At 60.9% G+C, this 13,703-nt stretch carries 10 protein-coding genes; all 10 read left to right on the plus strand.

Features of this window, described 5'->3' with window-relative positions:
• The 10 genes from RBA41_RS03575 to RBA41_RS03620 are packed head-to-tail and all read left to right on the plus strand — an operon-like array spanning position 1 to position 13,668.
• Positions 1–3,435 (plus strand): beta-ketoacyl synthase N-terminal-like domain-containing protein, encoded by a 3,435-nt coding sequence (locus RBA41_RS03575; RefSeq protein ID WP_306621104.1) that lies wholly within the window; start codon positions 1–3, stop codon positions 3,433–3,435.
• A 36-nt stretch (positions 3,436–3,471) separates the two neighbouring features.
• Positions 3,472–6,048, plus strand: coding sequence for an efflux RND transporter permease subunit (locus tag RBA41_RS03580; RefSeq protein WP_306621106.1), 2,577 nt, complete (start codon positions 3,472–3,474; stop codon positions 6,046–6,048).
• A 37-nt stretch (positions 6,049–6,085) separates the two neighbouring features.
• A complete protein-coding gene (locus RBA41_RS03585) occupies positions 6,086–6,985 on the plus strand; it encodes an outer membrane lipoprotein-sorting protein (RefSeq protein WP_306621108.1) in 900 nt (299 codons plus the stop codon).
• A 12-nt stretch (positions 6,986–6,997) separates the two neighbouring features.
• Entirely contained in the window at positions 6,998–8,323 is a 1,326-nt protein-coding gene (locus RBA41_RS03590; RefSeq protein WP_306621110.1) for a DUF1302 family protein, read from the plus strand.
• A 27-nt stretch (positions 8,324–8,350) separates the two neighbouring features.
• A complete protein-coding gene (locus tag RBA41_RS03595) occupies positions 8,351–9,631 on the plus strand; it encodes a GMC family oxidoreductase N-terminal domain-containing protein (protein WP_306621112.1) in 1,281 nt (426 codons plus the stop codon).
• A gap of 43 nt (positions 9,632–9,674) precedes the next feature.
• A complete protein-coding gene (locus tag RBA41_RS03600) occupies positions 9,675–10,427 on the plus strand; it encodes an SRPBCC family protein (RefSeq protein WP_306621114.1) in 753 nt (250 codons plus the stop codon).
• A gap of 17 nt (positions 10,428–10,444) precedes the next feature.
• Positions 10,445–11,227 (plus strand): SRPBCC family protein, encoded by a 783-nt coding sequence (locus tag RBA41_RS03605; RefSeq protein ID WP_306621116.1) that lies wholly within the window; start codon positions 10,445–10,447, stop codon positions 11,225–11,227.
• 11 nt (positions 11,228–11,238) lie between these two features.
• Positions 11,239–12,630 carry an ANL family adenylate-forming protein gene (locus RBA41_RS03610; protein ID WP_306621118.1) on the plus strand — a complete coding sequence of 464 codons (1,392 nt, stop codon included), beginning with the start codon at positions 11,239–11,241 and terminating at the stop codon, positions 12,628–12,630.
• A 2-nt stretch (positions 12,631–12,632) separates the two neighbouring features.
• Positions 12,633–13,370, plus strand: coding sequence for an SDR family NAD(P)-dependent oxidoreductase (locus RBA41_RS03615; RefSeq protein WP_306621120.1), 738 nt, complete (start codon positions 12,633–12,635; stop codon positions 13,368–13,370).
• 13 nt (positions 13,371–13,383) lie between these two features.
• A complete protein-coding gene (locus tag RBA41_RS03620; protein WP_306621122.1) occupies positions 13,384–13,668 on the plus strand; it encodes an acyl carrier protein in 285 nt (94 codons plus the stop codon).
• Positions 13,669–13,703: the final 35 nt, after the last annotated feature.

Raw genomic sequence — 13,703 nt, forward strand, 5'->3', positions numbered from 1 at the left:
GTGTCCAACGCTAACGTTCTGAATCGTTTGATCAGCATCATCGAGGCGACGCTGAAATTGCCCGCGGATAAGATCGATATCGATGTGCATCTGGAAACGATGGGCATCAATTCCCTGATCATGATGGAGCTGATCGAGAACATCGACGCCGAATTCGGCCTGGCGCTCACGCCCGCGCTGTTCGTGGACGTCGAAACCCTGTCGGACCTTGCCACCCTGGTCGATGGACTGCTGCCGCGCGCGGATGCCGCCCCGGACATGCTCGGTTTCATCAACCGCAAGTACGCGGTCGACCTGTCGCACCTGGGCCTGGCCTCGGTCGACGCCATGGCCGATGCGCTGCTTGCCGATCACACGGGTGAGCTGTTGCGCCATTACGGCATCGGGGTGGCGGACGCGCCCGCCGCCCCGGCCCGCTCGCAGGATGTGGCCATCGTCGGCATCAGTTGCCGCCTGCCGGACGCACCCGATGCGCGTGCCTTCTGGGACAACCTGCTGAACGAAAAGAACAGCGCGCAGGAAATTCCCGCCTCGCGCTGGCAGTGGGATCAGCATTATTCGGAAACGCCGCAACCCGGCAAGACCGTCTCGAAGTGGGGCGCCCTGATCGACGGCGTCGATTGCTTCGACCCGGCGTTTTTCAACATCTCCGCGCAGGAAGCGGCGATGATGGACCCGCAGCAGCGCCTGCTGCTGCAGGAAGCGTACCGCGCCGTGGAGGATGCCGGCATCGACATGGGCACCCTGGCCGGCTCGACAACCGGGGTCTTTGTCGGCTACCAGTATTCGGAGTACGAGCAACTGTTGCGCAAGAGTGCCAACCAGGATGCGAAACAAGGCCCGCTGTTCAGCTCCTCCAGCCCCTCGTATTACCTGGCCAACCGCGTCTCGTTCGCCTTCGACCTGCGCGGGCCGAGCGAATCGTTCAACGTCAACTGCGCCTCCTCGGCGGTGGCGATCAACCGGGCGTATTTTTCGCTGGTCAACGGCGAGTCGGACGCGGCGGTTGCCGGCGGCGTATCGCTGAACCTGTTCGAGGGCGATTACATTGCATCGTCGCAGTACGGCTTGCTCTCGCCCGATGGCACCAGTGGCGTTTTCGATAATGACGCCAAGGGGTTTACGCGTGGCGAAGGCGTTGCGGCGATCGTGCTCAAGCGCCTGGAAGACGCCGAACGGGACGGCAACCGCATCTACGCCCTCATCAAAGGCTGCCACCAGAACTTCCGCGGCGCGGCGCGCAGCCAGTCCGAGGTGAAGCACGAATCGATAACGGCTGTTATTGACGCCTGCAGTGTGAATGCAGGGATCGATCCCGCGACCGTGCGCTATGTCGAAGTCGATGGTTATGCGACCAAGTGGGCCGACTCCTTCGAGTACGAAGGCGTGAAGAACGCGTTCAAGGGCGGCCGCCAGGGCGACAAACACTGCGCATTGGGCAGTGTGAAAGGCAACATCGGCAACGTGGAGGCCGCCAGCGGGGTGACCAATGTAATCAAGCTGGCGCTGTCGCTGCATCACAAGATTTTCCCGGCCACGATTTCCTGCAAGACCGTCAATTCCTTCATCGATATCGCGAACGCCGCGCATCCACTGTATATCGCCAGTAAATCCATCCCATTTGCGGATATCCGCCAAGCCGGCGTGCCGGTTCGGGCAGGAATCAATTCCTTCGCCGACAGCGGCACCAATGTGCATATTTTGCTGGAAGAATATGTTGCCAACCGTCCGGCCGCGATGTCGCATGCCGATGGCAAACAACTGTTCGTACTCTCCGCAAAGAACCCCGGCCGGCTTGCCGCCTGTGTGGACGAGTACATCGCCTGTCTGTCGCGCGGCGGCGACGGCGACTTTGGCAGCATGGTCTACACCGCCCAGATGGGGCGCGCAGCCATGGACGAGCGCCTGGCCATCGTCGCCGCCTCGCGCGCCGAACTGATCGAAAAGTTGACTTTGGTCAAGCAGGCGGGCCTGCGCGCGCCGCTGGGACTGGAAGCAAAGGACATCTTCCGCGGCAGCGCTGCTCAGGGCGACAACCACCCGGTTGCCAGCCTCATCACAGCCGACATGGCGCTGGCGCCCCTGACGCAAGCAATCCAAACCCGGCACTGGAAACCGGTCGCGCTGCTGTGGGTGAACGGGGTGGCGATGCCGTGGGAAGTGGTGTGGCGCGGTCAATCCATGCGTCCGGTGTCGCTGCCGGGCTATCCCTTCGCCCGCGAGCGCTACTGGATCGACAGCGTGGCGGCGCCGATGGCCGACTTGCCTGTGCACGCCGCCGCGGCGCAGTCTGATCATGCGGCCGAACCTGGTCCGATGGACCGCACCCAAACCATTGCGCTGTTTCTCAGGCAAGAGGTGGCGCGCCAGCTCGGCCGGCGGGTCGAGCAGATCGCGGTGGAGTCGAACCTGATCGAGCTGGGAATGAGTTCGGTCGGCATCGCCGAGCTGATTGCCAGGACGGACGCGATGCTGGCCTGCCACTTGTCGCCGAGCGAGGTCTTCAAGCACCCTGACATAGCGCAACTGTCGGCCTACCTGGCGCACACCTACCCGGACTCAGCCCGCCCAACGCCGGCCCGCGCACCGTCCGAGATCCTGATCGCCATCCAGGGCAAGGGCGAGCGCGAGCCGATCTTTGCCATGCCGGGTGCCGGCGGCAATGCGCTGTCGCTGCAACAACTGAGCCACGCGCTGGGCAACGACCAGCCGTTCTACTGCCTGGAACCGGTGGGCCTGGATGGCCGTCTCGCTCCGATGACAAGCGTGGAAGAGATTGCCGAACTCAATATCGAGCGCCTCAAGTCGGTCCAGGCGCGCGGTCCGTACCGCTTGCTGGGCTACTCGAACGGCGGCGTGGTCGCTTTCGAGATGGCGCGGCAACTGCTGGCGCGCAAGGAAAAAGTTGCCTCGCTGATCCTGCTCGACAGCCTGTGCCCCACCGCGCGCGGCGGCCAAGCGATCGAGGACATGGTGGTGGCGGTCTTCAAGAACTTCGCCACGTCGCTCGGCGGGCATGTGGAACTCGACGTCCAGACCCTGAAGCGTATTCCCGAAGGCGAGCGCAGCGACTACCTGTACGACAGCCTGGTCATGCTCGGCCACGAACTGCCGCGCGAGCAATTCGTGGCGACCTTCAACGTGGCCACGGCGAGCGAACACGCCTGCCGCGCCTATCAGCCGGTTCCGCTCGTCCAGAAGGTGGACGTGGTGCTGCTCAAAGCCATGGACGGCTTCAAGGGCGTGCCGAATGACTACGGCTGGGGCGAATTCGTTCCCGTGCCGGTACGCACCTTTCCCTTGAAGGGCGACCATTTCTCGCTGATCGAGAAAGGCTCCGTGCAAGAGCTGGCGAGAAAGATCAATGCGCTCGGCGGCAAGGCGGGGAAAGCGGGCAAGTCCACAGCCGTGGACGAGCTGGAAGTGAGCGTTTGATTGTAGGCGTCTGGTTCAACACTCTTGGAGAGATCGATGAAGCGTTTGATGAACACCCTGATTGCTTACTTCGGGAACGTTCCCGACCAGCTCAGGAAGCGTAAATATGTCGTCTGGCTGTTCTTCGTGCTGGCGACGGCTTTCATGTTCGCGGGCCTGGGCCGGGCCAAGTTCGATGCCTCGATCGAAGGCTGGTTCGAGGCGGACGACCCGACCATCGTCGCCTTCGACTGGTTCCATCACGAGTTCGGCAGCGACGACCATCTGTATATCGTCTACAAGCCGAAAGACGGCAATGTGTTCTCCGAAGCCTCGCTCAAGACCCTCAAGGCGATGCAGGACGAGCTCGCGGCCAAGGTTGCGGCAGTCAAGGAAGGCGACAGTTCGCCGCTGAACCACGTGGTCAAGGTCACTTCGCTGATCAATGCGCCGGTCCTGCGGGCCGAACAGGACGCGCTGATCTCGAAAAAGCTGGTGGGCAATACCGTACCAGGCACCCAGGCCGAGCTCGACGAAATCCGCAAGGTCGCCCTGTCGCAGAAAAGCTTCCCGCTGCTGTATTTCTCGAAAGACAACAAGTACGGCGGCATCATGGTCGAAACCAACTTCGGCGCAATTCCGGTGGTGTCGGCGGGGGCTACGTCCGACCTGGCGTTTTCCGAGCTGAAGTTCGACGACCCGGGCGCCGTGGCCATGGAGCACCGGCCCAGGTTCAAGCCGACCGACATGCCCGACTACATTGCGCTGATGGATGCGGTCAAAAGCGTGCTGCACAAGCCGGCATACGCGCAGCATTTCGAGTACTTCCCGGTGGGTAGTACCGCGATGGCCGAGTTCAACTGGGCGATGGTCATGGAAATGGGGATGCTCAATGTGGCGGCCCTGTGCATCATCACCTTGCTGCTGTGGTTCCTGTTCCGCTCGCTGAGCGCCGTGGTGTGGCCGGTCGTGATCGTCGTCCTCAGCGTGATCTGGATGACCGGCATCACCGCCTGGCTCGGCTTGCCTATTACCTCGTTCGTGATGATCGCGGTGATGCTGACCCTGGCGGTAGGGGTGGCCGATACGGTGCACGTGCTGGCAGGCTATTTGTCGGCCCGCAAGGAGGGCAAGGACCACGCCGCCGCGCTGCGCACCGGCTTTCGCCATGTGGCCGTCGCCTGCCTGCTGACCAGCGTGATTAACATCGTGGCGGTGCTGGCGCTGAGCGTCACGCCGGTGGTGCCGATCAAGGTGTTCGCCCTGATGTGCGCCCTGGGCGTGGCGCTGCCGTTCATGTTCTCGGTGTATCTGCTGCCGCTGATGCTCGATATCTGGGCGCCGACATACGCCGGCCAGACGCCCCGGGCAGGGTTGGCCGCGGCCGTCGGACGCCTGATTCCCAACTTCGCCGGTTTTGTGGCGCGCCAACTCGACAAAGTGCTGCCGGTCGTCGAAAAGCGCCCGGTGACCTTTATTGCCATGTTCGTGTCGCTGTTCGCCGTCTGCGTGTACGGCTCCATGCTGACCAAGGTAGACACCGATCCTGTCGGTTCGTTCCCGCTCGATTCGCCCATCCGCCGCAATGTGCAGGTGGTGGACCAGAACATGATGGGCGCGCAGAGCATGGAAATCTTCCTCGACCTGGGCAAGGACAACGCCTTCCACGACCCGTTCGTGCTGCGGACGGTGGAGCAGCTGCAGCGCACCATCGAGGGAAAATACGGCCATCTGGTGGTCAAGACCACGTCCCTGGTCGATACGGTCAAGCACTCGTACAAAACCCTGAACGAGGGCAGGGAAGAGATGTACATCATTCCCGACAAGGAGGCGACGGTATCGCAGACGCTGTTCCTGTTCAACCAGTCCAATCCGGACGACCGCCGCAAGCTGGTATCGGATAACTTCGACAAATCGCACATCAGCGTGCGCCTGTATAACGCCGGCTCCTACGAGTATGCGAAAACCTGGGAGGCGATGCGCAAGGATATCAACCAGTCCGTGGGTACCTTGCGCGGCAAATATCCGACTGCCGAAGTGTCGATTACCGGCGTGCTGGCGCTGATGATGCAGGGCGCCGATTACCTGACCCGCTCCGAACTGCAAAGTTTCGGGCTGGCGCTGATTCTCATCAGCGTGATTTTGCTGATGCTGTTCGGTTCCGTAAAAGCGGGCGCCATCGCGCTTATTCCCAACCTGATTCCGGCCATCCTGGCCTACGGCGCCCTTGGCCTGCTCGGCAAGCCGCTGGACATCACGACCATGATGATCGCGCCGATCATTATCGGTATCGCGGTCGACGATACGGTGCATTTCATCATGCGCTACCGCAACGAGGTGATCATCGACGGGAACATCCGGCGCGCGCTGCATACCACCATTACCGATACCGGCCAGTCGATCGTCTTTACCACCATGATCCTGGGCCTGGGCTTCGGCGTGATGGCATTCGCTTCCGGTACCGGCATGGCCAATCTGGGGCTGTTCGGTTCGATGGCGATCCTGATCGGCCTGCTGAACGACCTGTTTTTCCTTCCCGCGATGATCCTGGTATTCAAGCTGAAATTCAGCACCCGGGATGCCGCACCGTCCGCACTCGTCGCACCGGAGCTGGCACCGGCCAGCGCCGACTGACCGCACCGACCCATCGATACCGAATCAAGAGGACTGTATGAAATTCATCAAGAAGAATCTGCCCGTCATCCTGTTGGCCGCCGCAATCGTTCCGCTGGCACCCGTGATGGCAGCAACCGCCGAATCGGCCGATGCGATCATGGCCAAGGTCGATCACGCGACCCGCACCGCCTATTCCACCCAGCTGGCCAGCGTGAAGATCACGACCTGCAAGTACATGCTGGTTGGCGGGAATGTGAAATGCTCGGAAAAGCCGCGCGTCGTCGTTGCCGAGAATATCAAGAAGGGCGCTGTCGTCGACGGCAAGTACAACGATAAATCGCTGTTGATCGTGCGCGAGCCGATCAGCGACAAGGGCACCAGCCTGCTGGTCTACGAATACGGCGAACGTAACCGCGACAACGATAACTGGCTGTATCTGCCGGCGCTGGGCAAGGTCAATCGCGTCATTGCCAGCGACGACGATGCCGGCAGCGTGTTCGGCTCCGAGTTCTCGGTCGAAACCACCGAGAATCCCGAGGCCCGCAAGATCTACGAATACACCTACAAGATCCTGGAAGAGACCAATTACCAGAACCGTCCGGCGTGGGTCATCGAAATGATGCCGACCGAGGAAAAGGGCCGCAAGACCAGCTACGGCAAGGTGATTTCGTGGATCGACAAGGAAACCCATTTGCCGCTGAAAGAAGACCTTTACCGCAACGGCAAGATTCACAAACAGCGCACCCAGACCGACATCAGGAACATCGATGGCGTGAACGTGATGCTCAAGGTCGTCATCAACAACCGCTCGTCGTCGCGCGTGAGCCAGATGGACTACATGGCCATGCGCCATAACACCGAAGTGCCGGACGACTTCCTCAGCCAGCGTGGCCTGACCGATTTCGCCTTCCGCGAGCGCAGCCTCGCCGAGTACCGCGCCCGACTGGCCAAATAGGCTCGGTGCTCAATGATAGTTCATTGTCGATTAGCTTATCTGGCCTGCGGCCTCGCCATCGGTTCCGTGGCGCTGGCACAGGATGCAACGAGCGCCGCGGAGGCGGTGCAATCCGAAAACATCGATCTGTCGGGGGGCGACAAAGCCAATCCGGCAACCAAAGCCTTGCGCACTACCCTGGGCCACCAGGGCGCCTACCTGGTGCGGGGGAACAAGGAGGTAGTGAATAACCGCAGCTGGTTCCGCCTGGAGTATTCCAGGTTTTTCCTCGACAGTTTTTACCTGCAGCTCGATTCGAAACTGAACGGGTTCTGGAAAAAAGACCACCGCGCGCGCGCCGACAAGCGCAGCACCCTGTTCGAAACCACGACGCCGGAAGCGTTTTTGCAGTACAGCGCGGCCGGCGGGCAGACCAGCGTCAAGGTCGGCATCCAGAAAATCATCTGGGGCGAATCGGAAGCGGGGGCGATTACCGATGAAGTCAGTCCGCGCAATTACTCGGAACTGTTCCTGGTGCCGCTGGAGGAATCGCGTATCGGCCAGATGATGGTGAGCGTGGACCACTTCACCAGCTACGGGGACTTGAGCTTCTTTTATGTGCCCAAGCCCAAATTCAACCAGTATGCGGCCCCGCGTTCGGCCTACGACACCTATCCGTTCAACGGCACGGTATCGATCGCCGATGAGAAAACGGACGCGAAAGACCATGAATTCGGCATGCGCTGGAAGAAAACCTTCGGCAAGAGCGACATCAGCTTCATGGCCGCCAGCCTGATCGACAACAACTACGGCGTGCGCGTGAGCGGCATGAACGCCGCGGGCGACATGGAGCTGTTGCGCTCCAAACAGCGCACGCGCCTGGCCGGGGTGACCTTCAATTACACGCGCGGGCATTTTCTGGTGAAGGGTGAAGTCGGCTACAAGACGCCGAAGGACTTTGCCGACATGAACGGCCAGTTGATGGACCGCGACATGGTCGATTCCTCGCTCGGCGTGACGTACGCCCTGGGGCAGTCGAACACGATTGGCCTGGAAGCGGTGAATAGCCATGTGCGCGCGTGGAACGACCGGATCATGGGCATTCCGAAAAACGGCAATTCGCTGGTGTTGAATGCGAACTTCCTGTTCTTGAACGACAACCTGTCGGTGAACTGGCTGACGATCCGCTCGCGGCCGTATTCGAGCATTCAGTCGTCCCTGCGTACATCGTACAAATGGAACGACAACACCACGTTCAGCATCGATGCCCACCTGATCGATGCGCAGCACGTAAAGAGCCAGCTGGTGACGTTCCGGCAGCGCGATCAGATCGTGTTCAGGGTTCAGTATCAATTTTAAACGGCGCAATTCTCTCCAGGGAAACACATGAAGATCCAAGAAGAAAATGAATTCGATGCCATCGTAATCGGCTCGGGAACCTGCGGAGCGACCATTGCCAGGGAACTGAGCAGGCAAAAGAAAAAGGTGCTGATCCTCGAACGGGGAGCCGATGCGGCCTTGAGGGAAACCTTCATGGGCATCGCCAGCATCGCCAACCAGGTTTTCCTGGGCGACGACAAACTGTCGACGGTGCGGGCGCTGACGACCGGCGGCTCCACCAGCCTGTATTTCGGGGTCGTCAACTACCCGCAGGAGGAAACATTCCGCAACGTCGGCATCGATCTGTCAAAGGAACTGGACGCGGTGCGCAAGGAATTGCCGATTGCTCCCTTGCCCGATTCGCTGCTCGGATCGCAGGCCATCAAACTGCGCGACAGTGCCAATGCGCTCGGCCACACCTGGAAAAAGAACGACATGCTGGTCGATTTGACCAAGTGCGGCGCCGGTTATTCGTACGACGCCAAATGGAAAGCCAAAAGCTACGTGGAAGACGCCGTGGCCGACGGCGCGACGCTGATCAACCGCGCCACCGTCCTGTCCATCATCATCGAAGACAACGTGGCCGTCGGGGTCGAATACCGGATCAAGAAGAGCATGTTCGCCTCCGAGGTCAAACGCGCCTTCGGCACAAAAATCGTCGTGGCGGCGGGCGAACTGGCCACGCCGAAGCTGCTGCGCGACAGCGGCGTGCAGGGCATCGGGCAGCGCGGCTTTTACTGCAACCCCGGTTACGCCATCTACGGCCTGATTCCGGGCCTCAATGCCAGCAGCGGTTTTGTCGGCAGCATGGGCTGCGAGTATGAAGACGGCATCGAACTGGGCGACGCCAACATTCCCCAATCCCTGCACCGGCCGATGATGCTCGGCGGCATGAAACTGCGCCATCTGATGGGCTTTTCCGACTGCATCGGCATCGGCGTCAAGGTCAAGGACAAGCTGAGCGGACGGCTGAAGGAAGATGGCCGCTTCTTCAAGGACTTCGACAACGAAGACATCGCCAGGCTGAACAAGGGCAAGGATGCCGCCATCCGCATCCTCAAGCAGGCCGGCGCCGAGCACATCGTCGACTTCGGCCTGACCGCCGCCGGCAGGGTAGGGGGCCTGGTCAGCATCGGCGAGCACGTCGACCACAAGCTGGAAACGCAATTTCGCAACCTGCACGTGTGCGACGGATCGGTGATTCCCGACGACATGCGCGGCACGCCCACGGTGACCCTGGTCAGCATGGGCCGGTATCTCTCCAAGCATCTCCTGAACGCGATGTAAGCGGTTCGGGCACACCTATTTCATTGACCACCACGGAGCCACAATGCAAACGTTGACACCAACGCAAGACTTCAGCCCGGCCGCCGCGCCGACGGCCACCCCCAAGCGGAAACGCAAATTCGTTCGCTACGCCCTGGTCGGTTTCCTGGCGCTGGCCGTGATCCTGGCGCTGTCGCACGTGCTCTGGAACCGCTCCGGCTCGAACCAATGGGAGCTGGCACTCGACAAGGAAGGCGTGCAGGTGTGGACGATGAAGACGCCCGGCACCGACCTGGTGCGGATCAAGGCGACCACGCGCATCAAATCGAGCCTGTCGGGCATGGTCAAGCTGCTGGAAGACCTGGAAAGCTGCGTCGACGCCAAGTGCTACGACGCCAAGGTGATCCAACCGATCGCGACCTTCCCCAATCAATACGCGGCTTTCGTGCAGTTCAAGTTCGACATTCCGGGCCTCAAGACGCGCGAATACGTGCTGATGCAGGAGCACGTGCAGGACCCGGCCACCAAGAAGCTCGACATCAACATCATCGCAGCGCCCAACCGGATTCCACGCGACGAATGCTGCGTGCGCATTACCCACCTGCACAACCACTGGACCCTGACGCCGCTGAAAAACGGCGAACTCGACATCGAATTCATGCAGGACACCGACATCGGTGGCTTGCCTTACTTCCTGGCGAACCCGGCGCTGACCTACGGCACGCACGAAATCCTGCTCGGTATGCAAGGCCTCATGAACATGGCGAAATACCGTGATGCGCGCCTCGCCAACATCCAAGAACTGTCCGCCGACTAAACCCAACTGGAGAAAACATGCAAGCGCAAATCACCACACCGATGGTCGAGCCCGTCATTCCGGCGGCGTCCCGCAAGGCAGGCCCGTCCAGACTGCGGCGTTACCTGAAGAACACCTTGCTGGGTCTGATGTCCCTGATCACCCTCAGTTTCATTGCCAACTGGCTGTGGACGATGTCCGGTTCGAATCAATGGGAACTGAAGATCGACGAGGGCGGCACCCAGGTCTACACGCTCAAGGCGCCGGGCGCGGCCATGCTCAAGATCCGGGCAGTGATGCAGACGAAGGAATTTACCCTCAGCAATCACCTGGCGCCCTTGCTCGACACCAGCATCCAGGAAGACTGCGCCAAATGGGTACCGAGCTGCCTGAGCTACAAAATTCTTCAGCAGTGGGAACCTAAAACCCAGAGCAACGTGACCATGTGGACGCTGGGCATGCCGGGGCCATTCTCGCCGCGCGAAATCTTGCTGCAGGGCCAATTGACCCAGGACCCCACGACCAAGGTGCTGACGCTGGAAAACATCGCCGTGCCGAACAAGATCGCCCCGAACGACTGCTGCGTGCGCCTTTCGCACGTGCACAACGTGTGGCGCTACACGCCGGTGGGCGACGGCAACATCAAGGTGGAATTCGTCAATGACATGGACATGAGCGGCGCCTTTCCCAAGTTCCTGCTGAACCTGGGTGCGCCGGGCGAAATCCACAAGATGCTGACGTTCGACAACCCCAAGCTGCTGCGCCAGGAAAAGTACCGCAACGCGCGCCTGGATTTTATCGATGAAGGCCTGGCCAAGTGAGGACGACGGCGATGAGCTGGATAAGCGAACGATTGGAACAGTTCGGTCAACGATTGATCGCCATCAATGAATCGGGCGAAGTCACCTATGCGGACTTCCTCGGCAAGGTGGCGCAGTGGCGCGTCGCCGTTGCGCAATGGGATGTGGTGGCGGGCGACCGGGTAGGGCTGGTCTCGCACTATCACATCGATGTGGTGGCGCTGCTGCAGGCGCTGGTGGAGGCCGGCTGCATCGTCATTCCCCTGTCGGAAGACGACCGCAGCCTGTTCGACGAGCGTCTGGTCACCGTGTGCGCCACCAAGCTGGTGACGGTGCCGGCCGCAGGCGAAATTACCCCGGCCACCACCAGTTGCCGCGACCTCGCGCCGGGGCCGCTGCATGGCTTGCTCGAACCGATGGTGGCGGCTGGCCGGCCCGGCTTCGTCATCTTTACCTCGGGCAGCACCGGCAAGGGCAAGGCCGTGCTGCTGGACTACGAACGCATGACGCAAAAGTTCCACGGCAAGGTGCGCGAATCGTTCCGTACCTTGCTGTTCCTCAAACTCGATCACATCGGCGGCCTGAACACGCTGTTTTCGGTCATCTTCAACGGCGGCACCATCGTCACCTGCGCATCGCGCCAGGCCAAGGATATCTGCGCCTGCATCGACACCTACCGTGTCGAGCTGCTGCCGACCACGCCATCGTTCCTGACCATGCTGCTGATGTCGGGCGTGCACCGGCACTACGATCTGTCTTCCTTGAGGGTAATTACCTACGGCACCGAGGCGATGCCGGCGTCCACCTTGGCCAGCCTGCACGGCGCGCTGCCTGGCGTGGTGCTCAAGCAAACCTACGGCTTGTCCGAGCTCGGCATCCTGGCCACCAAATCGAAGGATTCGGCGTCGAAATGGATGAAGATCGGCGGCGATGGTTTCGAGGTGCAGGTGCGCGAGGGCGTGCTGTGGATCAAGAGCGAACAAGCCATGCTGGGCTACCTGAATGCGCCCAGCCCGTTCGATGCGGACGGTTGGTACAACACCGGCGACCGGGTCGAGGTCGATGGCGAGTATGTGCACATCCTGGGCCGCGAGTCGGAAATCATCAATGTCGCCGGCGAGAAAGTCTTCCCGATCGAGATCGAAAGTTTTCTTCTCACCATCGACAACGTCAAGGACGTGCTGGTGCGGGCAAAGAAAAGCCCGGTGGTGGGGCAGATGGTCTGGGCCGAGTTTCTGCTGGACAGCGCCGAGGATGCCGCTGTCTTCAAAAAGCGCGTCATCGAGCACTGCCAGCGCCACCTGGCGCCGTTCAAGGTGCCTGGCTTCATCACCATCGGCAATGACGACAGCCTGGTCGGCGCCCGCTTCAAGAAGATTCGCCTGGATAAGCCATTACCTGCAACAACCACACACGGAGCATGACCATGTCGGAATTGGCAAAGAAAGTCGCCGTCGTCAGCGGCGGCAGCAAGGGTTTGGGTTTCGCCATTTGCAAGAGCCTGCTGGCGGACGGCTATCACGTGGCCACTTTCAGCCGCAAGAGCACGCCCGAACTGGACGAATTGCTCATGCGCAGTGAAGGCAGGCTGTACTGGGAAGCGCTCGACATCTGCGACGACGGCCAGCTGGGCGGCTATCTGCGCCGCGTGAAAGACAAGCTCGGCCGCGTGGGCTACCTCGTCAACAGCGCCGGCATGGCGCATGAAGGCTTGCTGACGATGATGAAGAGCAAGGACGTGGCGCAGATGATCCGGGTCAACCTGGAAGGCGCCATCAACCTGGCGCAAGCGTGCGTCAAGCAAATGATGGTCGGCCAGTTCGGCGTGATTCTCAACGTGTCGTCGGTGGTCGGCGTGCGCGGCTTCAAGGGCGTGGCGGCGTACAGCGCCACCAAGGCCGCCCTCGACGGCCTCACCCGCAGCATGGCCAAGGAACTGGGGCCGGTCGGCATCCGCGTCAACTCGGTTGCGCCCGGCTTCATGGAAACGGACATGACGTCCGACCTGACCGAGGCCCAGAAGGCCCGCCTGGTAAGGCAAACGCCGCTGGCGCGCCTGGGCCGGGTTGACGACGTGGCATCCGTGGTCAAGTTTTTACTTTCCGATGCATCAAGTTTCGTAACCGGTCAAACCCTCGTCGTCGACGGCGGCCTAACAGTCTGAACAGGAGATTTGCATGATGAGTAGCGAAGTGAACGATGTGAACGTGAAGGCTGAGATCGAAAAGGTCATCCGCAAGATTGCCGAGGAACGCAGCCTGAGCCTGCCCGCATTGAAGGACGACACCGAAATCGTGGACGAGCTCGGCTTCTCTTCAATGATGGTGGCCGGCCTGATCGCCAATCTGGAAGAAGAGTTCGGCGTCGACCCGTTCCAGGACGAGGACGTGATGATCACCGACATCCGCACCATCAAACACCTTTGCGACGTGTATGTGAGCTGCCTCGCGCGCAGCCGCTGATCACCCGGCATCAGTTTTTCGAGAGATAGGACCGC

Source organism: Massilia scottii (genome assembly GCF_030846495.1).
GTDB classification, from domain to species: domain Bacteria; phylum Pseudomonadota; class Gammaproteobacteria; order Burkholderiales; family Burkholderiaceae_D; genus Telluria_A; species Telluria_A violaceinigra.